General features: G+C 66.5%; 23 protein-coding genes. 10 read left to right on the top strand and 13 right to left on the bottom strand.

Annotated elements, in window-relative coordinates; translation table 11 throughout:
- Nucleotides 1-31 precede the first annotated feature (31 nt).
- Nucleotides 32-886 carry a 3-deoxy-8-phosphooctulonate synthase gene (gene kdsA / locus Mspo_RS09270; protein WP_159729034.1) on the top strand — a complete coding sequence of 285 codons (855 nt, stop codon included), beginning with the start codon at nt 32-34 and terminating at the stop codon, nt 884-886.
- A gap of 9 nt (nt 887-895) precedes the next feature.
- On the opposite strand, the gene queF is transcribed toward kdsA, so the two are convergent.
- The gene (gene queF / locus Mspo_RS09265; RefSeq protein WP_159729033.1) at nt 896-1357 is read right to left on the bottom strand and encodes a preQ(1) synthase; all 462 of its coding nucleotides are present in this window, start codon (nt 1355-1357) and stop codon (nt 896-898) included.
- A 148-nt stretch (nt 1358-1505) separates the two neighbouring features.
- Here queF and Mspo_RS09260 point away from each other — a divergent pair, with 148 nt between their 5' ends.
- The 6 genes from Mspo_RS09260 to Mspo_RS09235 all read left to right on the top strand — a co-directional run bounded on the left by Mspo_RS09260 (nt 1506) and on the right by Mspo_RS09235 (nt 5277).
- On the top strand, nt 1506-1787 hold the full coding sequence (locus Mspo_RS09260) for a type II toxin-antitoxin system RelB/DinJ family antitoxin (protein WP_201281665.1): 282 nt from the start codon (nt 1506-1508) through the stop codon (nt 1785-1787).
- A complete protein-coding gene (locus Mspo_RS09255) occupies nt 1765-2091 on the top strand; it encodes a type II toxin-antitoxin system YafQ family toxin (protein ID WP_244613274.1) in 327 nt (108 codons plus the stop codon). The genes Mspo_RS09260 and Mspo_RS09255 overlap by 23 nt, the downstream gene beginning before the upstream one ends.
- Nucleotides 2092-2198: 107 nt before the next feature.
- On the top strand, nt 2199-2435 hold the full coding sequence (locus Mspo_RS09250) for a hypothetical protein (protein ID WP_159729031.1): 237 nt from the start codon (nt 2199-2201) through the stop codon (nt 2433-2435).
- A gap of 227 nt (nt 2436-2662) precedes the next feature.
- Nucleotides 2663-3553, top strand: coding sequence for an NAD(P)-dependent methylenetetrahydromethanopterin dehydrogenase (locus Mspo_RS09245; RefSeq protein ID WP_159729029.1), 891 nt, complete (start codon nt 2663-2665; stop codon nt 3551-3553).
- 119 nt (nt 3554-3672) lie between these two features.
- Nucleotides 3673-4182: a formaldehyde-activating enzyme gene (fae, locus tag Mspo_RS09240; RefSeq protein ID WP_159729027.1), complete on the top strand. Its 510-nt coding sequence runs from the start codon at nt 3673-3675 to the stop codon at nt 4180-4182.
- A 72-nt stretch (nt 4183-4254) separates the two neighbouring features.
- On the top strand, nt 4255-5277 hold the full coding sequence (locus Mspo_RS09235) for a hydantoinase/oxoprolinase family protein (RefSeq protein ID WP_159729025.1): 1023 nt from the start codon (nt 4255-4257) through the stop codon (nt 5275-5277).
- 4 nt (nt 5278-5281) lie between these two features.
- Here Mspo_RS09235 and Mspo_RS09230 read toward each other — a convergent pair whose 3' ends face one another.
- From Mspo_RS09230 to Mspo_RS09180, 11 genes are all read right to left on the bottom strand, one after another.
- On the bottom strand, nt 5282-6874 hold the full coding sequence (locus Mspo_RS09230; protein WP_159729023.1) for an ATP-binding protein: 1593 nt from the start codon (nt 6872-6874) through the stop codon (nt 5282-5284).
- Nucleotides 6875-7079: 205 nt separating this feature from the next.
- Nucleotides 7080-7646, bottom strand: coding sequence for a DUF4337 family protein (locus Mspo_RS09225; RefSeq protein WP_159729021.1), 567 nt, complete (start codon nt 7644-7646; stop codon nt 7080-7082).
- A gap of 170 nt (nt 7647-7816) precedes the next feature.
- The gene (locus tag Mspo_RS09220; RefSeq protein WP_159729019.1) at nt 7817-8386 is read right to left on the bottom strand and encodes a DUF447 domain-containing protein; all 570 of its coding nucleotides are present in this window, start codon (nt 8384-8386) and stop codon (nt 7817-7819) included.
- An 11-nt stretch (nt 8387-8397) separates the two neighbouring features.
- Entirely contained in the window at nt 8398-9792 is a 1395-nt protein-coding gene (locus Mspo_RS09215) for a DUF6513 domain-containing protein (RefSeq protein WP_159729017.1), read from the bottom strand.
- Entirely contained in the window at nt 9785-10354 is a 570-nt protein-coding gene (locus Mspo_RS09210) for a flavoprotein (RefSeq protein ID WP_159729015.1), read from the bottom strand. The genes Mspo_RS09215 and Mspo_RS09210 overlap by 8 nt, the downstream gene beginning before the upstream one ends.
- A complete protein-coding gene (locus tag Mspo_RS09205) occupies nt 10351-11130 on the bottom strand; it encodes an aspartate kinase (protein ID WP_159729013.1) in 780 nt (259 codons plus the stop codon). Before Mspo_RS09205 ends, Mspo_RS09210 begins: the two co-directional genes overlap by 4 nt.
- The gene (locus Mspo_RS09200; protein WP_159729011.1) at nt 11108-12289 is read right to left on the bottom strand and encodes a (5-formylfuran-3-yl)methyl phosphate synthase; all 1182 of its coding nucleotides are present in this window, start codon (nt 12287-12289) and stop codon (nt 11108-11110) included. The genes Mspo_RS09205 and Mspo_RS09200 overlap by 23 nt, the downstream gene beginning before the upstream one ends.
- Nucleotides 12290-12581: 292 nt before the next feature.
- On the bottom strand, nt 12582-13886 hold the full coding sequence (locus Mspo_RS09195; RefSeq protein ID WP_159729009.1) for a folylpolyglutamate synthase/dihydrofolate synthase family protein: 1305 nt from the start codon (nt 13884-13886) through the stop codon (nt 12582-12584).
- A gap of 114 nt (nt 13887-14000) precedes the next feature.
- On the bottom strand, nt 14001-14861 hold the full coding sequence (accD, locus tag Mspo_RS09190) for an acetyl-CoA carboxylase, carboxyltransferase subunit beta (RefSeq protein ID WP_159729007.1): 861 nt from the start codon (nt 14859-14861) through the stop codon (nt 14001-14003).
- Nucleotides 14858-15754, bottom strand: a complete 897-nt coding sequence (trpA, locus tag Mspo_RS09185; protein WP_159729005.1) for a tryptophan synthase subunit alpha — start codon at nt 15752-15754, stop codon at nt 14858-14860. The genes accD and trpA overlap by 4 nt, the downstream gene beginning before the upstream one ends.
- Nucleotides 15755-15826: 72 nt before the next feature.
- The gene (locus Mspo_RS09180) at nt 15827-16717 is read right to left on the bottom strand and encodes a LysR substrate-binding domain-containing protein (protein ID WP_159729003.1); all 891 of its coding nucleotides are present in this window, start codon (nt 16715-16717) and stop codon (nt 15827-15829) included.
- Nucleotides 16718-16828: 111 nt separating this feature from the next.
- On the opposite strand from Mspo_RS09180, the gene Mspo_RS09175 reads away from it, so the two are divergent.
- Nucleotides 16829-17281, top strand: a complete 453-nt coding sequence (locus Mspo_RS09175; protein ID WP_159729001.1) for a cupin domain-containing protein — start codon at nt 16829-16831, stop codon at nt 17279-17281.
- Between the two features lie 8 nt (nt 17282-17289).
- The gene (locus Mspo_RS09170) at nt 17290-18189 is read left to right on the top strand and encodes a dihydrodipicolinate synthase family protein (RefSeq protein WP_159728999.1); all 900 of its coding nucleotides are present in this window, start codon (nt 17290-17292) and stop codon (nt 18187-18189) included.
- Between the two features lie 427 nt (nt 18190-18616).
- Here Mspo_RS09170 and trpB read toward each other — a convergent pair whose 3' ends face one another.
- Nucleotides 18617-19855: a tryptophan synthase subunit beta gene (gene trpB / locus Mspo_RS09165; protein WP_159728997.1), complete on the bottom strand. Its 1239-nt coding sequence runs from the start codon at nt 19853-19855 to the stop codon at nt 18617-18619.
- A 268-nt stretch (nt 19856-20123) separates the two neighbouring features.
- On the opposite strand from trpB, the gene Mspo_RS09160 reads away from it, so the two are divergent.
- Nucleotides 20124-20669, top strand: a complete 546-nt coding sequence (locus Mspo_RS09160; protein WP_159728995.1) for a hypothetical protein — start codon at nt 20124-20126, stop codon at nt 20667-20669.
- The last annotated feature ends 127 nt before the right edge of the window (nt 20670-20796 follow it).

Genomic DNA, 20796 nt, shown 5'->3' with positions numbered 1-20796 from the left:
TGATCCCATGAGCACGAACAACGGAAGCCGAATGGGCGCGATCGATTTCTCTACCGTGAAAGTCGGGGACGCGCGCGGCGTCGCGTTCGGCGATCGCCTGCCCCTCGCCCTCATCGCCGGCCCTTGCGCGCTGGAGAGCCGCGCGCAGGGGCTCGAGATCGCCGCGGCGCTGGTCGAGCTCGCGGCGCGGCTACAGCTCGGCGTCGTCTTCAAAGCCTCCTTCGACAAGGCCAACCGCACCTCCGGCGCCTCCGGGCGGGGGCTCGGCCTTTCCGCCTCCCTCCCCGTCTTCGCCGAGATCAAGCAGCGCTACGGCCTGCCCATCCTCACCGACGTGCATGAGACCGCGCAATGCGCGCCCGTCGCGGAGGTCGCCGACATTCTGCAAATCCCCGCCTTTCTCTGCCGGCAGACCGATCTGCTGGCCGCGGCGGCGAGGACGGGGCGCGTCGTCAATGTGAAGAAGGGCCAGTTTCTCGCCCCCTGGGACATGCGCCATGCGATCGACAAGCTGCGCGCCGAAGGCGCCGCCGGGGCGCTGGCGACCGAGCGCGGAACCAGCTTCGGCTATAACGCGCTCGTCTCCGACATGCGCGCGCTGCCCATTCTCGCCGAGACGACGGGCGTTCCGGTCGTCTTCGACGCCACCCATTCCGTGCAGCAGCCGGGCGGCCGGGGCGCCGCGTCCGGCGGCGAGCGGCGCTTCGTCTCCGTGCTGGCGCGGGCGGCGGTGGCCGTCGGCGTCGCCGGTCTCTTCATCGAGACCCACCCAGATCCCGACCACGCCGTCTCCGACGGACCGAACATGATCCCGCTGCGCGAGCTGCCGGAGCTGATCGAGGAATTGCTGCCTTTCGACCGCTTGGCGAAAGCGCGGTCCGCGTGATCGCGCGCATCAGCCCCGGCCGCGATAGGGCGGCACGCCCTGATCGGGCAGCCAGAGGCCCGAAGGCGGCGCGCCGGTCTGCCAGAAGACGTCGATCGGTATGCCGCCGCGCGGATACCAATAGCCGCCGATCCGCAGCCAGCGCGGCGTCAGCGCGGCGACGAGCTCCTTGGCGATGCGGAGGGTGCAATCCTCGTGGAAGGCCCCGTGATTGCGATAGCTGCCGAGATAGAGCTTCAGCGACTTCGACTCGACGAGCCATTCCGCGGGCGCGTAATCGATGACGATATGGGCGAAATCCGGCTGGCCGGTCACCGGGCAGAGCGAGGTGAACTCCGGCGCGACGAAGCGGACGAGATAGGTCTCGCCCGGATGCGGATTGGCGACGAGGTCGAGCTCGGCCTCGTCGGGCGATTGGGGCAGCGCCGCCTTTTGCCCGAGAAGCGCGGCGCCCTTGTGCGTGTTCGTCATGGACAAAGCTCTTAGCGCCAGACCCGCGCGCGTCAATCGGGAACCGCAGGATGGGCTGACGACGATTGAGATCGGCGCCGCCCTCCATGGCTCACTTGCCTGTGTATCTCAAATGCGATACGCGTTCCGGGGAGTAGGGAGAGCGACAATGGCCGCGCGCACTTCGATGCTGCATGTTCGGGTGGACGACGAAACCAAGGAACAGGCGACCGCCGCGCTCGGCGCCATGGGCCTGTCCGTCTCCGAGGCCGTGCGCCTTTTCCTGCGTAGAGTAGTGGCGGACCAAGCCTTCCCGCTGGAGCTCAAGGCGCCCAACGCCGAAACGCGCGCAGCCATGGCGCAGGCCGAAGAAATAGCCCGGACTCGCCGCGCCCGCTTCGCGACCGCCGACGAACTATTCGCCGATCTTGAAAAAGCCCGCGGCAAGTAAGAGGGCGCAACCGCCTCGGGCAGCGGATTACGCGAAATCGTTCCTGAAGGACTGGGAACGACTGTCGCGCTCCGGTCGCTTCGACATGAACCGCCTCGAGGAGGCCATGTTGCTGCTGATCGCCAACAGCGCCCTGCTCGGACCGGAGTGGCGCGACCATCCGCTGAAAGGCGACTGGTCGAGCCACCGAGAATGTCATATCGGCGGTGATTTTCTGCTGGTCTACAAGGTGGACGATGGCGACGAGACCGGTCTCGTCGTGTTCGTTCGCGCCGGCTCTCACGCCGACCTTTTCGACGAGTAGGCGGCTCGACGCTTACGCTCTCGGCGCGGCGCCTTGACGTCGCCGCACATCGCCCGATTTCCCTCCTCGCGGCGTCGCCGCAGCCTCGAGGGAATGGAAATCGTCTCATGAATTTCGGCGGCCTCGCGATCGTCTTCCTCGCCGGCGGGATCATCGCCGGCGCTCTCGTCGCGCCCGCCGAGGCGAAGCGGCCGAGCCATCGACCGGCCTTCGCGCCGCCCCCCCGGCCCGTTTATGTCGCGCCGGCGGAGCCTCTGCGCGCCGCGCCGGTCTGGGGCGCGAACGGCTATCGCTTCGATCCCCCTGCGGCCGCTCCCTTCGCGCCTTCGCCCTACGGCAATTGAGGCCCCCGCCGCGCGCTCCGAGGCGCTTCGTCGGCCCGTCCAGCGCCGGGACAAGAGGCTGGACATTCGCCCCATTCTGCGGTCTATGCGTCTCGCCATTCGAGACCGGGGCTCCGCCCGCGCCCGCCGTCCCGGTATCGCTCATCCAAAAGCTTCTCCAAGCTCGGGCGTCACGCTGGCGCTGCGCCTTTGCGCGCGGGCGCGCAAAGAAAGGTTAGGAATTTCTCATGGCCGCCAAATCGATCCTTCATATGTTGAGCACGCTGAAGCATATGAGCCCGTTCGACGTCAACATGGCGCTCGACGCGGGCTTCGACGTGGCGATCCCTTACACGAATGTGACTCTCGACGAGGTGACGGCGCTGGTGCAGGACGCCATGTTCTCCCGCGCCCCCTCGGCCGCGCTGCGCACCGGCATCTTCTTCGCCGGCCGCGACGCCGTGCTGGCGCTCGACATGCTGGACGCCGCCGAGAAGGCGCTGCTGAAGCCCTTCGAGGTCTCGCTCTTCGCCGATCCCTACGGCTCCTTCACCACGGCCGGCGCCATGGTCGCCTTCGTCGAGAAGGTGCTGCGCGAGAAGAAGGGCCGCGAGCTGAAGGGCGCGAAGATCGTGGTTTATGGCGCGACCGGCGTCGTCGGCTATTCCTCCGCGGTGATCGCCGCCCTCGAGGGCGCCGAAGTGACCATCGTCGGCTATAGCGGCCTCGAGCGCGTGACGGTCCAGGCCGAGGAGATCGCGAAGCGCTTCGGCGTGAAGGTGACGCCCGCCGACGGCAGCAAGGCCGAGCAGGTGCGCGCGCTTCTCGTCGAGCATGAGATCGCGCTCTGCGCGGCCCGCGCCGGCGTGCAGGTGCTCTCCAAGGAAGATCTCGCCGCCGCCAAGTCGCTGCTCATCGCCGCCGACGTCAATGCGGTGCCGCCGCTCGGCGTCGAGGGCGTCAACCTGCACGACAAGGGCGTCGAGCTGCCCTCCGGCGCGCTCGGCATCGGCGCGCTCGCCATCGGCGACATCAAATACGGGACGGAAGCCGGCCTCTTCAAACAGATGACCACCTCCGACAAGCCGCTGCGTCTCGACTTCCGCCACGCTTTCGCGCTGGCGCGCAGTCTTGTCTGAGTAGAGCGCAGGACGGTTTCGTCCCGACGGTTTCGCCCCGACTTGCCGCCGTCATGCGAAAATGATTGATGACGGCGGCGCGTCTTTCTCGCTCGAACTCCCGAAAAAGGAAAAGAAAAATGGCCCTCATCAACAAGCTCCTGGTCGGCGAGTCGCTCGTCGGCGAAGGCAATGAAGTCGCTCACATCGACCTCTTGATCGGACCGCGCGGCAGCGCGGCCGAGACCGCCTTCGCCAATGCGCTCGTCAACAACAAGGACGGCTTCACCACGCTGCTCGCCGTCGTCGCGCCGAACCTGCTCGCCAAGCCGAACACGATCCTCTTCAACAAGGTGACGATCAAGAACGCCAAGCAGGCCGTTCAGATGTTCGGACCGGCTCAGGCCGGCGTCGCCAAGGCCGTCGCCGATTCGGTCGCCGAAGGCGTGATCCCGCTCGCCGAGGCCGACGACCTCTTCATCTCGGTCGGCGTGTTCATCCATTGGGACGCGAACGACGACAAGAAGATCCAGGACTATAATTATCAGGCCACGAAGGAAGCCCTCGCCCGCGCCATCAAGGGCGAGCCCAAGGCCGCCGAGGTCGTCGCCAAGCGCAACGACGTCAAGCATCCCTTCGGCGCCAATTGACGGCTTCGCCCAGGGCTGCGGATCATCGGGGAGCCTTCGCGGCTCCCCTTTGTTTTTTAAAAGAGAACGGCTGTGACGAGCGTCATCGGCTTCGATATCGGCGGGGCGCATCTGAAGGCGGCGCGCGCGCGTGACGGCCGGATCGTCGACGTGCTGCTGCTGCCGTGCAATCCGCATTACGGCCTGGCGCGGCTCGAGGGCGCGATAGAAGAGGCGATCGCCCGCCTCGGCGCGGCCGATCGTTTCGCCGTCACCATGACCGCCGAGCTCTCCGACGCTTTCGAGACGCGCGCGGTCGGCGTCGCGACGGTCGCCTCCGCCGTCACGAAGCGCACGAAAGGCGCAAAGACGCTGTTCTACGCCGGCGAGGCCGGCTTCCTTTCCTCGGCCGAGGTTCGCGGGGCGGAGCAGGCGATCGCCTCCGCCAATTGGCGGGCGAGCGCGGAGCTCGTGGCGCGGCGCATAGCGGACGCGCTCTTCGTCGACATGGGCTCGACGACCACCGACCTCGTCCCCGTCTGCGGCGGCCGGGTGAGCGCGCTGGGCGGCGACGACGCGGAGCGGCTCGCCAATGGCGAGCTCGTCTACACGGGATTGTCGCGCGGCGATCCGCTGGCCGGCGTGGCCCTGGCGCCGCTCGCCGGCCGCTGGACGCCGCTCGCGCGCGAGAGTTTCGCGACGATGGCGGATGTGCGCCGGGCGCTCGGCGATCTCGCCGCGGACGCCGACTCCGAGCCGACCGCCGACGGGCGCGGCAAAAGCGTCGCCGAGTCGATCGCCCGTCTCGCGCGTCTCGCCGGACGCGACGCCGCGGAGGCGTCGCCCGCGCAATGGCGCGCCTTCGCCGCTTTCCTCGCGCGCGCGCAGATGCGCTCGGTCGAGGATCAGATCGCCCTGTTGTGCTCGCGCGGGGCGATCACGGAAAGCGCGCCCATCGTCGGCGCCGGCGTCGGCCGCGCGCTCGTCGCCCGCCTGGCGCAGGCGGAAGGCCGCCCCTATCGCGACATTTGCGAGCTCATCGACGCGACGCCGGAGGTCGCGCAGGCCGCCGCCGACTGCGCCCCGGCCTGCGCGGTCGCTCTGCTCGCCGGTTGAGACTTCAGTCTACGGCCGCCGTTCGCGCCAGCAAGGCGCGCACGCGCGCGGCGAATTCGTCGAGCGTGAAGGGCTTGCGCAGCACTTCTATGTTCGAAGCGACCTCGAGGCTGTCGAGCGACTTTCCGGCATAGCCCGTGATGAGCAGTATCGGGAGATCTGGCCGAGTGGAGCGAGCGGTTTCCGCGAGCCGGCGGCCGCACATGTCCGGCAGGCCGACATCGGTGACGAGCAGACGCAATCTCTCGTCCGATTCCAGCACTTTCAGCCCGGCGGCGCCGTCGTCGGCCTCTATGACCTCGCAGCCGATCTCCTCGAGCGTGTCGGCGATCTGCAGGCGCACGTCGAGCTGATCCTCGACCAGCAGCGTTTTTCCGCCTTGCGTCGTCACGCCGCCCTGCGGGAGTGCCTCTGGCGCAGCGGCGCTCGCCTCCGCCGCCGGCTCGAAAGACGGCCGATCGCGTCCCGGCAGATAGAGCCGCACGCTCGTTCCCTTGTCCGGCTCGCTGTCGACGCGCACGAAGCCGTTCGATTGCTTCACGAAACCGTAGATTTGCGAAAGGCCGAGGCCGGTGCCGCGGCCGATGGGCTTGGTCGTGAAAAAAGGCTCGAAGACGCGCGCCAGCACGTCGCGGCTCATGCCAGAACCATTGTCCTTCACCGAGATCTCGACATAATCGCCGGGCGCGACGTCCGGATCGGAAGGATCGGCGTCGAACCGTCGATCCGCCGTCGCGATCTCCAAGACGCCGCCGGCCGGCATGGCGTCGCGCGCATTGATCGCGAGATTGAGCAGCGCGCTCTCGAGCTGCGAAGGGTCGCAGAGCACGCTGCGACGGCAGCGCCCGAGGCGCAGATCGAGCTCGATCCCGGCGCCCAGCGTTCGCCGCAGCATATCTTCCAGGCCGACCACGAGCCTGTCCGGCTCGATCACGCGCGGCAGCAGCGTCTGCCGGCGGGAGAAGGCGAGCAGCCGATCGATGAGATTGGAGGCGGAGGTCGTGGCTTTGCGGATCGTCGCGACGGAGGCGCCGATCTGATCGAAACGCGCTCGCTCCAATTGGCGCTCGATCACGCCGAGCGAGCCGGTGACGACTTGCAGCACATTGTTGAAGTCATGCGCGACGCCGCCCGTCAGCCGCCCGATCGCCTCCATCTTCTGCGCATGGGCCAGCCGCTCCTCGCTCTCCAGCAAAGCGGCGTTGGCTTTGCGCAGCTGGTCGGGTGAGGGCAGATCGAGAAACTTCGGCAGCCACCACCACAGTGCGACCGAGGTGCCGAGAGAGGCCGCCGCGGTCGCCGCTTTGACGACTCCCTGCACGCCATAGACCGGTTTCCAGAGCGTGACGACATCGAGCCAATGCGTCGCGCCGCAGAGCAGGATGAAAGCGGCGAACAGCCACAACAATGGCCGAAAGACGAGGTCGGCGCGTCTCTGCCCGATGATGACCAGCGCCAGCGGGATGGAGAAATAGGCCAGCGCGATCAGGCCGTCGGAGATCGCGAAGAGCCAGATCAGCCCCGGCTCCCACAAAAGGCAGAAGCCGTGAGGCGTCAGGCTGTCGGCGCCGAGGAGCCATTCGGTCAATGCAGACATTTCAGGCACTCCATCAATCGAGAGATTGCGACGGAGGCCGAAAAAACAAGCCGCGCCGGACCGGCGGCGAAGCCGCTTCCTTCAGGAAGCCAATGGGCGCGAAAGACGGGACGAGTTTTCGAAATGCCGACGAAGCTCGGCAAGGCGCGGATTTCGGCCGGACTTCGGCCGGGCGGCGGAAGCCCGGCCGAAGTCCGGCCCGCGCTCAGATATAAGCGTAGCCGGCGAGGACGACGCCCGCCGCGGCGAGGCCGAGGCCGGAATACCATGGCCATTTGCGGCCCTTGGTGACGATCGCGATCGTCGCTATGGCGATCGCCGCATGCAGCAGCGTCACCGCCGTCGTCAGAATGTGATGGCGATGCTCGTGATGCTCGGCCTCGTGCAGATGCTCCTCCACACGATGCTCGAGCCCCTCCGCCTCTGTCTTGATCGCCTTGCTCTCGTCGTCATAGCGTTTGGCCTCGCGGGCGAGCTGCTCGGCCTGCGCGCCGCCCTGCTTGGCGGCCACTTCGTTCACGCTCTTCTTGATGCTCTTGGCCTGGAAGAAAGCCCATTGGTCGCTGGCCTTGTTCTGGCTGAGCGCGGCGGCGTTCTGCGCGCCGAGAGTCGCCGCGGTCTCGATCGTCTCCAGGCTGCCGATGGTCGCGGCGATGACCGCGAATATTGCGATGGTCATCGACACCTGCGTCAGGAAGGGCGTGCCTTCATGGGCGACATGCTCGGCGTGCTCCGCATGCTCGAGATGCTCGGTGGTCATTGCTTCCGACATGGTCCATCCTTCGTGAAAAAATCGCGTCGAAAATGCGCGCGCCGCCGTTCCGGCCCAGAGTCTGCCCGTGTTTCACTGAAACACGGGCAGATTCTGAACTTTTGTTTCGACGCGTTTCCGACGCCGAACCGGCATCCACTTCGGCGGGAAACGCTCGAAAGCCGAATCGGTCATTTCGGCTGGGTTTGAAGATAAGCCTCGATCTTGGCCGTCACCAGCTCCCACGCCTCGCGCTCGGCGGCTCCGGCCGTCTTGTCGACCGCGATGCGGAGATAGGCCAATTCCGTGTCGATTTTTTCGCGCGGCAGCATGCCGAGCCGCGTGGCGAGAATGGCGGCCTCGACGACCGCCGCCTGGGCGCGATTGAACCCCAAAAACGGCTTATGGCAGACGATTTTTCTCACCCGGCAGAAAAAGCGCGGGCGCCGCGGATCGGCCTCGTTGCGCGCGACCTCGAGCTCGGCGTGTGAGAGCGCGGCGGAAAGGCGCGGCGCCGACCAGTCGGGGACGCTCTCCAGCGGCCAGTCGCCCTTGCCGCAGACGCAGCCGGCGATGATGCGGACATCGTCGATGAAGCTCGCCGTGGCGAAGGGCGCGGCCTCGAGATTGGTCAGCGTCGTCGAGGGGCGGAATGGCGCGATCACCCAGAACGCGCCCTCCTCGATGAGGCCGAGCGGCGCGAGATGGGGCTGGCCGTTGGGGCCGACCGTGGTGACGACGCATTCGCGAATCATCGGCATCGACCGGTCCTCTAGTCTTTCGCCTTGCGCAAGGTATGGCCCGCGTCGCGCAGGCGCGTCTCGTCCTCCTCCAGCCGATCCGAAGCGCAGCCGAAGTCGAGAGGCTCGTCCTGGCGATAACGCTTGCCGAGACGAAAAGCGATTTCCGCCTTCATGAGTTCCGCGCCGAGATAGAAGGCGTGCGCGCCGTCGCTCGTGACGCCGAGCTCTGGAAAGAGGGACATGGCGTCCTGCGCCACGCGATGAAAGCCGCGCGCATAGATGTGAACGCCGTCCTCGGCGACCTCGATGCGGAAATTCTCGTCGCGCAATTGCCGCGCGAGCTCGGCGATTTCGTCCGGGCTCGCGGCATAGGGCCGCTTGTCGTGGATCTGCAGCAGCGCGTCGCTGTAGCCTTTGGGCAGAGCGCCGTCGGCGCGCGCGGCGTGAAGCATGCGCCGCGCGGCGTCATGCTCCTGCACCGTGCGGCGCGTATGCGGGCTCACCTGCACGGTCAAGAGATGGCGAATGTTCAATTCCGAGCAGAGGCCGAGCAGAACCGCGGTGACGCCCGATGAATCGGCGTCGGTCAATTCGGTGAGATTGCCCGTGCCCATCATCATCTCGGCGGCGGGCTCGCGGCGGCGCGTCTCGACATAGCGCTCTATGGAGGCGGCGAGGCCGAAATGAATGGGATCGAGGATCGGATCGAGAATGTAAGAGACGCCGCGCTTCTCCGCGAGGCGCGCGGCGCGCTGCAAAGAGTCGAGATCGCCGTGCGGATGGGGCACGAGGATCGGAACGAGCGGCGAATTGTCGGGCAGGATCGCGAGGCTGTGCTCGTCGAGACTGAGCAGATGATCGGCGCCGGCGCGCGCGCCGCGCTCCAATTCCTCGCGCTTGGCCGAATCGAGGCTGACGGAAAAGCCGCGCTCTTTCAGCGCGCCTATCGTCTCCTCCATATGCGGAAAGGGCGTGTCCGGCAGGCAGCCGAGATCGATGACGTCGGCGCCCGCTTCTTTCAACATCGTCGCTCGCGCGATGACCTCGTCGACGCTCATGATGGAGGCGTCGACGATCTCGGCGAAAATGCGCATGTCGTGGCGCGTGAGATCGGCCTTGCCGCCGCGCTTGCCCAGATAGGCGGGGAGATCGGCGATCTCCTCCGGCCCGCGCTCGAAAGGCGCGCCGAAGGCTTGCCCCAGAGCGGAGAGATCGGCGCGGCAGCGGCCGGGCAGGATCACGCGATCCGCATCCACAGGACGCGGCAGGCGGCGCAGGATGATCTCCTGCGTCATCAGCGCCGCGACCTTCACGCCAATGTCGTGGATGCGCCAGTCCCTCGCCTCCTCGCCGAAGCCCGCCAGCAGGCGCTCGAGGCGCGGCAGAGCGAGATGGCCGGTGAGGAACAGCAGGCGCTCAGACATTCCCGATCGGCTCCCGAGCGGAAAGCTCGCGCCGGCGCCGCTCGACGGCCTCGTGCAAAGCGGCGAGGCTCTCGGCGACCTGCGTCGATTCGAACGCCTTGAGCTTGTCGGTGTTCTCGAGGTCGATGCGGCGCGGATAGACCATCACCTTGCGATCCGGCGCCTGGGTCTCCAGCTCGGGCGCCGTGTCGCAGGCGAAGACGACGGTCGGCACGCGGCATTTGCCGGCCTGGGCGAACACATTGGTCGCGAGATTGTCGGAGATGCCATAGACGAATTTCGCGACCGTATTGGAGGTCGCCGGCGCGACGATCAGCGTGTGATAGTAATTGTGATAGAAGCCGCCGACCGGAACGGAACTGGCTGTCGTGTCCTTGAACACGCGCACATGGTCCGGCATGTCCTCGAGCCGATGCTTATACATGCGGATGACTTCCGCCGCCGCCTTGCTGACGAAGAGGTCGACATGGTCGAGCGAGCGGATGATGTCGAGACATTCGGTGAAGAAATGCCCCGAGCCGGTGAGCGCCCAGCCCCACCGCGGCGTGACGACCTTTTTCATGATGCGATGCTTTGCTCTCTTTCGAAATCGAAACCCGCGCCGGGAATGCCGCCGCGGCGCAATGTTTCGCCCGCCGTCGCGAGATCGGCCGGTCCGGCGATGAACACGGCGAGCCCTCGCGCATAATGCGCGAAGCAAGGATCGACGATGGGCTGCGCCGCAATCGTGTCGCCGCTGAAGCTCCCCTCATCCTGAGGAGCCTGCGAAGCAGGCGTCTCGAAGGACGAGGGGAGCTTCAGCGACGCCCCCCGATCCCGCGTGCTTCGAGACGGCTCCTTCGGAGCCTCCTCGGCATGAGGGAGGGGGCTGAACCCGATCGGGTCGACGCTCTTCACCAACAGCAGCGCATCGGCTCCCGCTTCATGCGCATACCAGGCGGCGAGGCTGTCGGACGTCATGTCCCAGCTCGCCGGAATCTGGGGAGCGGCGCGCGTCATCGCAACCGGGCGCCAGAGCGCCGCTTTGCCGCGCTCATGCGCCGCCGCGGCTTCTCGCGGCGTCGAGGCGCCGACGAGGTCCGGCTCGAGGTCGATCAGCGCGCGCCCATATTGCTCCATGGCCATGATCGCCATTTCATGGGCCGCCGCGTCGGAGAAGCGCAGCGTCTCCTGCGCGCGGCGCACCGCATCGGCGAAGGGGCCGCCGCCGGGGACGATCGTCAGAGGCCCGGCGTAGCGCCGCAGCGCCGAAAGCCAATCGCGCAGCGCCGGCGCGGCGCAGAGGCTGCCGCCGAGCTTGACGACGAGAGAACGCTCAGCGCTCGGGCTCTGCGGCATCGGGAAGGCCCGGAAAGAGATGATGGACCCGCGCGGTCTCGGCCTGGCGCTCGCGGCGAATGCGCACGCCGACCGCGCCCGGCGCGACATCGAGCTTCTCCACCTGCACGCTCACCGCCTGCACGCGCTCATGCCGCAGCACCAGCTCGGCCAGACGCTCGGCGATCGTCTCGACGAGCTCTATATGGCCCGAGGCGAGGATCATCTTTATCGCATCCATGACGACGTCATAGGAGAAGACATTGCGCATGTCGTCGCCGGCCGCGGAGACGCGCGTCACATCGACATCCACGTTGAAGCGCACCCGCTGCATGCGGCCGCGCTCGAAATCATAGGCGCCGATCTCGACCGGAATGACGAGATCGCGCACGAAGACGTGATCGATCTCGCGGGTCCGCTCGCGGTTCTCGAGAAAGCCGCGGCCGACGACCAGCGACCAGTCGACATTGGCGGAAAGCCCCCCGCTCTCGGCCTCGGCGCGCGCCGGGCCGCCGGGGATGAGATCGCGGATCAGCGCGACGGCTCGGCCGTCGATGGCGTCCTTGCGGTCATGGCCCCGGCACAGCGCCCCGCGAAAGCCCAGCACATCGGCTCCCGTCACCAGAAGGCGCGGCACGTCCGGCGCCTCGAGCGAGCCGGCGAGACCCGCCTCGAGGCCGAGCCCGTGACAACGCTCGACGAAGGCGGAGAGCGCGCCAATGTCGAAATGCTCGATGAGTCGGCCCTTGCCCTTATGCGCCGTGTCGAGCAGCGCGCCGGAAAAGCCCGCGCGGGCGAGGCGCGGCAGCAGCTCCAAATCCGGCCCGAGATCGGCGAAGAGGACGGCGACGAGCCGCGTCGCCCGGGCGATCGGCGCCAGCGCCTCGATGATGCGCTCCGCGTCGGGCGTCGCCGGCAGAGCGAATTTGACGAAGGAGACGCCGAGCGCGGCCACGCGCTCGATCGCCGCCCTCGCCTGCGCCGGATCGTGCGGAAGCTCGACGACGGCGCTGACCGCGCGGCGGCCCCCGACCGCGGCGACGATGGCGGCGATCGCCTCCGCCGGCAGCGCGCCGAGGGCGCCGCGCGCGGCGTCCTTGCAGTCGATGAGGTCGGCGCCGCCGGCCAGAACGATCTCGGCCTCGGCCACGCAGGCGACGCTCGTCAACATCAGGGTCATTCACTTCGCTCCGGCCGCGCTACGCGCATCCGCGCGCTTGTGGAGCAAAATTTCCGGGAATCCAAGTAGGCTCGCGCGCAGAGCGACTCTTTCGCGCGGCCGCCGCCCCGGGGGCGCGCCATTTTCTTTCGCGCCGCCCACGCAAAGCCAGGAGAAACCGACGAGAAATCTCATCGTCGTCGCCTCTGAGGATCGGCTCGGCGACACCGGCCGCAAGCCGGGCTTCCGGCCGGAAGAGCGCGGCGGCCCCTTGATCGCGTCGTCGCTGCGCTCCTCGCGATGGCGGCGGACCTCACTCGATGACGGAGCCGTTCAGCGCCAGCACGCCGGCGGCGAGATAGAGCGAGCCGGCGATCAATATGCGCGGCGGGGTCTCGTAATTTCGGCGCGAAATAATCGCCAGCGCCTCCTCGACGCTTCCCGCCGCGGCGGACCCCATGCCCTCGGCGCAGGCGAGCGCGGCGATCTCGTCCGGCGGCCAGCTCTTGTGCTCGCCCTCGACCGGCACGGCGACGACCTCGCGGGCGAGGCCGACGAAATGCTTGATGAGCGCGCGCACGTCCTTCGTCACCTGCGCGCCGCAGACGAAGACGAGCGGCCGCGCCGATTTCTCCTCGAATTGCGCCATGGCCTCGGCGAGCACGCGGCCGCCGTCGTCGTTGTGGCCGCCGTCGAGCCAGACCTCCGAGCCCGGCGGAACCAGCTCCGCCACGCGCCCGCGCGAGAGCAATTGCAGCCGCGCCGGCCATTCGGCGCGCGTGAGGCCCGCCTCGATATGCTCGGGGCCGATCTCGGGCGCGACGGCGCGCAACGCGGCTATGGCGCCGGCGGCGTTGGCCTGCTGATGGCGTCCGGGCAGACGCGGCAGCGGCAGGTCCAAAAGGCCGCGCTCGTCCTCATAGACGAAGCGGCCATTCTCCTCGCGAATGTGGAAATCCTCGCCGGCGATGGTGAGGGGCGCGCCGACGCGCCGCGCCTCGCGCTCCAGCACGTCGCGGGCGGCGTCCTGCTGGAAGCCGATCACCGCCGGGACGCCGCGCTTGAAGATGCCGGCCTTCTCATAGGCGATCTTCTCGATCGTGTCGCCCAGGAACTCGGGATGGTCGCGCGAGATGGAGGTGATGATCGTGGCCTGCGGCCGCTCGATCACATTGGTCGAATCATAGCGGCCGCCGAGCCCCGTCTCGAGCAGCAGCCAATCGGCCGGCTCATCGGCGAAGAGGGTGAAGGCGGCGACGGTGGTGATCTCGAAGAAAGTGATCGGCCGCTGGCCATTGGCGCGCTCGCAATCCTCCAGCGCGCGCTGAAGGCGCTCGTCGTCCACCAGCGTTCCGGCGAGGCGGATGCGCTCGTTGAAGCGCAGCAGATGCGGCGATGTGTAGACATGCACGCGCCGGCCCGCGGATTCGAGCATGGCGCGCAGAAAGGCGAGCGTCGAGCCTTTGCCATTGGTGCCGGCGACATGGATGATCGGCGGCAGGCGTCGCTCGGGATGGCCCATCTCGGCCAGAAGCCTTTCGGTCCGTCCGAGCGACAGATCGATCTTCTTTGGATGAAGGTCCAGCAAGCGCGTCAGAATCGCGTCGCGCTGATCCATGGGAATGGCTTTCGCTCTTTTTATAGCGCATTCGGACGAATCACGTCCGAATGCGCTCCTTGAACTCGCATGTTCTTCTCCAAAAAACCGCTTCACACTTTTCGGGAACATGCTCTAGGCCGCGCGGCGCGGCGCCTTGGTCAGCAGCGCGCAGAGCCGCGCCAGCGTCTCACGCATCTTTGTGCGCGGCACGACCATGTCGACCATGCCGTGATCGCGCAGATATTCCGCGCGCTGAAACCCTTCCGGGAGCTTCTCGCGGATCGTCTGCTCGATGACGCGCGCGCCGGCGAAGCCGATGATCGCGCCGGGCTCGGCGATGTGAATGTCGCCGAGCATGGCGTAGGAGGCGGTGACGCCCCCCGTCGTCGGATTGGTGAGCACCACGATATAGGGCAGGCGCGCCTCGCGCAGGCGGCGCACGGCGATGGTGGTGCGCGGCATCTGCATCAGCGAGAACATGCCTTCCTGCATTCGCGCGCCGCCGGACGCCGTGAAGATGATGAAGGGCGCGCGCTTCTCGATGGCGTGCGTCATGCCGGCGATGATCGCCTCGCCCGCCGCCATGCCGAGCGAGCCGCCCATGAACTCGAAGTCCTGCACCGCCACGGTGACGGGCGCGCCCTCGAGCTTGCCATGGGCGATCGTGACCGCGTCCTGATGGCCGGTCTTCAGGCGATATTCCTTGACCTTGTCGACATAGCGCTTGATGTCGCGGAACTTCAACGGATCGCTCGGAACTTCCGGCGTCGGCACGACTTCGTGCTCGCCATCGTCGAAGAGGCTGGCGAGCCGCGCCTCCACGGGAATGCGCATGTGATAGCCCGAGCCCGGCACGACATAGAGATTGTCCTCTATGTCCTTGTGGAAGACGAGCTGACCGCTCTCCGGGCATTTGACCCAGGCGTTCTCCGGCGCCTCGCGCTTGATGAGGGCCTTGATCTTGGGCGGAACGACGTTGGAATACCAGTTCATGACCAGAGCCTCGCGAGCGCTCCGAAGGCGGTTTTCAGCGAGAAGGGCGGCTCCTTCTTCGCGCCTTGCTCCCGCGCCTCCCGCACGCCGCGGGACAGTTCGGCGACGAGATCGACGACAGCCTCGACCGTCCGCGGGCCGGCGCGATTTTCCGCGTCGAGCGATTTCGCCAGAGCGTCGACCAGCGCCGTGCCGACCACGACGCCATCGGCATATCGCGCGATCGCGGCGGCGTTCGCCGCCGACTTGACGCCGAAGCCGACGGCGATCGGCAGAGGCGTGCTGCGCTTGATCCGCGCGACGGCTTCCGACACGCCCGAATAATCGGAGAGCGCCGCGCCGGTGATGCCGGTGAGCGAGACATAATAGACGAAGCCGCTCGTGTTTTCGAGCACTTTGGGCAGGCGCTTGTCGTCGGTGGTGGGCGTCGCGAGGCGGATGAAGTTCAGCCCCGCCGCGCGCGCCGGCAGGCAGAGCTCCGCATCCTCCTCCGCCGGCAGATCGACGATGATGAGCCCGTCGACGCCGGCCGCCTTCGCCTCCTCGAGGAAGGCCGCAACGCCATGCACATAGACGGGGTTGTAATAGCCCATCAGCACGATCGGCGTCGTCTCGTCCCCGGCGCGGAAGGCGCGGACGAGATCGAGCGTCTTGTTCAGCGTCGTCCCCGCCTTCAGCGCCCTGAGGCCCGCGGCCTGGATCGAGGGGCCGTCGGCCATGGGATCGGTGAAGGGCATGCCGAGCTCGATGACATCCGCCCCGGCGCCCGGCAGGCTCTTCAAGAGGGTGAGCGAGGTCTCGAGGTCCGGGTCGCCGGCCATGACGAAGGTCACGAGGGCGGCGCGGCCCTCGGCGCGCAGGGCTTCGAAGCGGGCGTCGATGCGTGTGGTCATGGCGGCAGGCGATAGCATAGGGCCGGGCGAAGGGGAATGGCGGGGATTGGGGAGCTCGGCGGTTCCGCCGTCTCATCGCGCCGTCGCGGCGAAATAATCGCGGATGCGCGCGGCGAAGCAGGCGGCGGCCGGCGTCGCCCGCTCCTGTGGCGCGCTCAGCAGACAGATCGTGCGACTGTCGGGGCCGGGCTCCAGCCTCGCGAAATGCAGCGCGGCAACGCCCGAGACATGGCGCACGTCGGCCGGCACGATGGAGACATAGTCGCCCGAGGCGACGACATTGAGAATGGCCGCGAAAGTATTGAAAGCGATCACGCGCAACGGCGTCACCGCCGCTTCCGAGAGATAGTCGTCGACCGCCGCGCGCGTGCGAAAGCCGTGGCCGAGAAGAGCAATGCTCTCCTCGGCGATGCGCGCCGCCGGGACGCTCTCGGCCCCGGCCAGCCTGTGCCCGCGCGCGCAGACGAACATCAGCGTGTCGGCGTAGAGCGGCTCGGCCCGGCTCCTCGTATGCGCGCGGGGAAGGCCGACGCCGAGATGCAGCGCCCCGGCTTCGACGCCGGCGTCGATCTCGTCATTGGCGAGTTCCAGAATCTCCAGGTCGATCGCCGGATAGTCGCGCGCGAAGGCGGTGACGATTCCCGGCAGATAGAGGGCGTTGAAGGTCTGCGTCACGCCGATGCCGAGCCGGCCGCGCTTCAGCCCGCGGTATTCGAGCACCGCCTCGCGAAGCCGCTCGGCCTCCGCCATTACCCGGCGAGCGCAGTCGATCGTCAGCAAGCCGGCCTCGGTCGGCTCGACCTTATGCGCAGTCCGCGTGAACAAAGTGACGCCGAGCTCCGCCTCGAGGTCCTGAATCTGCTGGGAGAGCGTCGGCTGCGAAACATTCAGCGAACGGGCGGCGCGGGTGAAGCTACGCTCCTCGCCGACGCGGATCAGATAGCGGAGCCGTCGGAAATCCATCGGATTCCTATATCATAGGCAATTCCTATTTTCAGTATCGAAAATAGGTCTTGGACCTATTCTAGTATTTGAATGAAGAAAAAGCCGTCGCAACCAAAAGGGAGACGGGCCATGTCCGCCCAGCGGGTTTTCCATTCGGCCGATTTCGACAAGACTCCGCCGACGTTCGAGGTGATTTTGCCGGAACGGCTCGCGCATCGCGGCGTCGAGCGCGACGACGCACGCGCCGCTTATTCGGCCGAGCGCAAGCATCCGGTGCATTTCGTCGATCTGCCCTCGCACGCCATCAGCCTCACGGTCGGCGGGCTGACGCCGGGCGGCCGCTCCAACCGCCACCGCCACACCTATGAGACCATCCTCTATGTGCTCGAGGGGCGCGGCTATTCGATGATCGAGGACCGCCGCATCGAATGGGAGAAGGGCGACGCCGTCTATATTCCGGTGTGGGCTTGGCACCATCACGTAAACGCCGATCCCGACAAGCCCGCGCGCTATCTCGCCTGCGAGAACGCCCCCATGCTCCAGAACGCCGGTCGCCTCGCGATCCGCGAAGAAGCCGAGTGAGGATCGCCATGACCAAATTGCTTCGCGGCATTGTCGCTTATCCCGTCACGCCCTTTTCCGCCGACGGAGCGATCGACGACGACGCCTTCCGTCGTGTGACGGAGAATCTGCTGCGTTCGCAGCCTGCGGCGATCGCGTTCCTCGGCAGCGCCGGTGAGAGCGCCTATCTGACCGACGAGGAATGGCGCCATGGCGCCCGCCTCGGCGTCGAGACGGTAGCCCGCCGCGTCCCGGTGATCGTCGGCATCGCCGAGCTGACCACGGCCGCCGCCGTCGCCAAGGCGCGCTACGCCCAGCATATCGGCGCGGACATGCTGATGGTTATTCCCGTGTCCTATTGGAAGCTGACCGAGGCCGAGATCTTCGATCATTACGCGGCCATAGCGGCCGCGACCGATCTGCCGATCATGGCCTACAACAATCCGGGCACCAGCGGCGTCGACATGGCGCCGGAGTTTCTGGTGCGGCTGGTGCGCGATCTCGACACGGTGCGCTTCATCAAGGAGAGCAGCGGCGATCTCGACCGCATGCATGCGATCCACAAGCTGTCGGGCGGCTCGATCCCCTTCTACAACGGCGCCAATCACATGGCGCTGGAGGCGATCGCCGCCGGCGCCTCCGGCTGGTGCACCGCTGCGCCCAATCTGCTCGACGATCGGCCGGCGCGCCTGTTCGATCTGGTGCAGGCGGGCGACATCGTGCGAGCGCGGACGCTGTTCTACGACATTCTGCCAGTGCTGAAATTCATCGTGGTCGGCGGCCTGCCGACGACAGTGAAGGCGGGCCTCGCGCTACGCGGACTGCCGGCCGGCGCGCCGCGGCCGCCGCTGAAGCCTCTCGTCGAGGCGGATCGCAAGAAGCTCGCCGAATATCTGGCCGCGCTCGCCGTCCAGCCGGTGGCGGCATGACCACGGAGTTGGCCCGCGCCGCGCCCCGCGCGGGCGAACGAGGAGGCGGCGGCGACAGGCGACCGACTGCGGGCCGAGTTCGGCCTTTCGCAGGAGGATTTCGAGCGAATCGCCGGCGCGCTCTGGACCACCTAGAGCGTTTCCAGCCGAAGTGGACGCCGGTTCGGCGTCGGAAACGCGTGAAAACAAAAGCATAGAGTCTTTCCGTGTTTCAATGAAACACGGAAAGACTCTATGCGCTGCGTGGCGAGGTCGAGGACGGCTGCTGCAATAATCCCTGCGGACCGCGCTGCGTCGCGGCCATGCGGATGACGCGACGCTGGCGGCTCACGAAAAAGGGAGAGACGTCGGTCGAAGGAGCTTCGCGCGCCGGCGCGTCGACCACATAGACGCCGCTCCCGGCGGCGGCCCGGCGGCCGCCGCTCCTTCACATACCGCCCAAATGCTCCGCCACGGCGAAAATATCCTTGTCGCCGCGTCCGCAGAGATTCATCACCATGACGTGATCCTGCGGCTTCTGCGGCGCAAGCTCCATGACCTTGGCCAGCGCATGGGAGGGCTCGAGCGCCGGGATGATCCCCTCGAGCTTGGAGCAGAGCTGGAAGGCGGCGAGCGCCTCCTTGTCGGTGGCCGAGAGATAGGTCACGCGGCCGACGTCCCTCAGCCAGGAGTGTTCCGGGCCGATGCCCGGATAGTCGAGGCCGGCAGAGATCGAATGACCCTCGAGAATCTGGCCGTCGTCGTCCATCAAGAGATAGGTGCGGTTGCCGTGCAGCACGCCCGGCCGTCCGCCCGCCAGAGAGGCGGCATGGCCGTTCTCGACATCGAGCCCATGGCCGGCGGCCTCGACCCCGTAAATCTCGACCGACGCATCGTCGAGGAAGGGGTGGAACAGGCCGATGGCGTTGGAGCCGCCGCCGATGCAGGCGACGAGCGAATCGGGAAGCCGACCTTCGGCCTCGAACATCTGCTCGCGCGCCTCCTTGCCGATCACCGATTGGAAATCGCGCACCATGGCGGGATAGGGATGCGGGCCGGCGGCGGTGCCGATGCAATAGAAAGTGTCGGCGACATTGGTCACCCAGTCGCGCAGCGCCTCATTCATCGCATCTTTCAGCGTGCGCGCGCCGGACTGCACCGGGCGGACTTCCGCGCCCAGCATCTTCATGCGGAAGACATTGGGCTTTTGCCGCTCGACATCGACCGCGCCCATATAGACGACGCATTCCAGGCCGAAGCGCGCGCAGGCGGTGGCGGTGGCCACGCCGTGCTGGCCGGCGCCCGTCTCGGCGATGATGCGCTTCTTGCCCATGCGCCGCGCGAGCAGGATCTGGCCGAGCACATTGTTGATCTTATGCGCGCCGGTGTGATTGAGCTCGTCGCGCTTGAAATAGATCTTGGCGCCGCCCTCCCCGCCAGCCAGGGAACGCAGATGCTCGGTCATGCGCTCGGCGTAATAGAGCGGGCTCGGCCGGCCGACATAGTGCTTCAGCAGACTGTCCAGCTCGGCCTGGAAGGAGGGATCGGCCTTGGCCTCCCCATAGGCGCGCTCGAGGTCGAGGATGAGCGGCATCAAGGTCTCGGCGACGAAGCGGCCGCCGAAGAGGCCGAAGCGGCCGTTCTCGTCCGGGCCGTTGCGGAAGGAGTTGGGTGCGTGCTCGTTCAATGTCGTTCCTCCTCGCCTCGGCTGCGGCGCACTCTTAGACCCTCCGCCGTTCCGATGAAAGCGGGAGAGCGCGCTCAGGCCTCGGGCCAGAAGCCTTCGTCGTTCAAATCGAACATAGGACCGCGCCCGGACAATTATCCACCGATTTTTCCAGATGCCGCTTCGAACTGCTGGCCAAGTGTCGAAGGCGCTTTTATTCTATAAGTCGATAGTAGTATCGAGGTGATTGCACTGTGTTTGATTTTCGCACGGCATCCAAGGAGTCGAAATGAAAGGCTGGGGAGCTTGGGATTGGTTGGCGTTCAGCTCAATCTGGGTTGCTGCGATTGTTCTTGCCGCTGACGCTGCCATAAAAGGCACGGCTTCGCTTGGAAGCTCTATCGGGTCGTTGTTGAATTTCAAGTTATGGTCTTATATACCGTTGATCTGCCTCACTCTTGGAACGACAATATATTTATTGCGTGAATTTGACGTTTTGGGAGGGGCGCAAGCGGAAGCGAAAATCTCCAGCAGCTGGCCAGAGCCGTACTTTCCTACGCAGATAGTAGGAAAAGTGTTCCGGAATCGAGAAGTTTTGCTCGATGGATTTTCGTACACCGATTGTCAGTTCGAGAATGTTACATTTAAATATAATGGGACTACTGCCGTTCAGTTGAGCCACTCCAAGATAAGCGGGCCGACTTGGTTTACAAGCGATAGCCAGGCGGTCAACGGAGCTATGTTGATGCTGAAGGGGCTGAAGGTGATTGGGGACAATGTTCAGGTGCATGTTGCCCCGCAGGTGAAGGTGGATGGCGTTATTCATGAGCCGTGATTAGCGATGGTCAGCAAACCTCATGTGGTTTGCGGATGCTCGGCCTCGTAAGAACCTGACCCAAAAGTTTCTTGTTCGCGCCGCAGTTGCGTGATTCTGGGGTTCCGAAGCATCGGAGAATGATTCG

The organism is Methylosinus sp. Ce-a6 (assembly GCF_009811655.1).
In the GTDB taxonomy this organism is placed as follows: Bacteria; Pseudomonadota; Alphaproteobacteria; order Rhizobiales; family Beijerinckiaceae; genus Methylosinus.
The sequence above is the reverse complement of the archived record's forward strand: the minus strand, read 5'-3'. Positions and strand labels throughout refer to the sequence as shown.

Coding starts and splice junctions, on each gene's coding strand:
- kdsA (WP_159729034.1), top strand. CDS start 32: ATGGGCGCGATCGATTTCTCTACCGTGAAAGTCGGGGACGCGCGCGGC.
- queF (WP_159729033.1), bottom strand. CDS start 1,357: ATGACGAACACGCACAAGGGCGCCGCGCTTCTCGGGCAAAAGGCGGCG.
- Mspo_RS09260 (WP_201281665.1), top strand. CDS start 1,506: ATGGCCGCGCGCACTTCGATGCTGCATGTTCGGGTGGACGACGAAACC.
- Mspo_RS09250 (WP_159729031.1), top strand. CDS start 2,199: ATGAATTTCGGCGGCCTCGCGATCGTCTTCCTCGCCGGCGGGATCATC.
- Mspo_RS09245 (WP_159729029.1), top strand. CDS start 2,663: ATGGCCGCCAAATCGATCCTTCATATGTTGAGCACGCTGAAGCATATG.
- fae (WP_159729027.1), top strand. CDS start 3,673: ATGGCCCTCATCAACAAGCTCCTGGTCGGCGAGTCGCTCGTCGGCGAA.
- Mspo_RS09230 (WP_159729023.1), bottom strand. CDS start 6,874: ATGTCTGCATTGACCGAATGGCTCCTCGGCGCCGACAGCCTGACGCCT.
- Mspo_RS09225 (WP_159729021.1), bottom strand. CDS start 7,646: ATGTCGGAAGCAATGACCACCGAGCATCTCGAGCATGCGGAGCACGCC.
- Mspo_RS09220 (WP_159729019.1), bottom strand. CDS start 8,386: ATGCCGATGATTCGCGAATGCGTCGTCACCACGGTCGGCCCCAACGGC.
- Mspo_RS09215 (WP_159729017.1), bottom strand. CDS start 9,792: ATGTCTGAGCGCCTGCTGTTCCTCACCGGCCATCTCGCTCTGCCGCGC.
- Mspo_RS09210 (WP_159729015.1), bottom strand. CDS start 10,354: ATGAAAAAGGTCGTCACGCCGCGGTGGGGCTGGGCGCTCACCGGCTCG.
- Mspo_RS09205 (WP_159729013.1), bottom strand. CDS start 11,130: ATGCCGCAGAGCCCGAGCGCTGAGCGTTCTCTCGTCGTCAAGCTCGGC.
- Mspo_RS09200 (WP_159729011.1), bottom strand. CDS start 12,289: ATGACCCTGATGTTGACGAGCGTCGCCTGCGTGGCCGAGGCCGAGATC.
- Mspo_RS09195 (WP_159729009.1), bottom strand. CDS start 13,886: ATGGATCAGCGCGACGCGATTCTGACGCGCTTGCTGGACCTTCATCCA.
- accD (WP_159729007.1), bottom strand. CDS start 14,861: ATGAACTGGTATTCCAACGTCGTTCCGCCCAAGATCAAGGCCCTCATC.
- trpA (WP_159729005.1), bottom strand. CDS start 15,754: ATGACCACACGCATCGACGCCCGCTTCGAAGCCCTGCGCGCCGAGGGC.
- Mspo_RS09180 (WP_159729003.1), bottom strand. CDS start 16,717: ATGGATTTCCGACGGCTCCGCTATCTGATCCGCGTCGGCGAGGAGCGT.
- Mspo_RS09175 (WP_159729001.1), top strand. CDS start 16,829: ATGTCCGCCCAGCGGGTTTTCCATTCGGCCGATTTCGACAAGACTCCG.
- Mspo_RS09170 (WP_159728999.1), top strand. CDS start 17,290: ATGACCAAATTGCTTCGCGGCATTGTCGCTTATCCCGTCACGCCCTTT.
- Mspo_RS09160 (WP_159728995.1), top strand. CDS start 20,124: ATGAAAGGCTGGGGAGCTTGGGATTGGTTGGCGTTCAGCTCAATCTGG.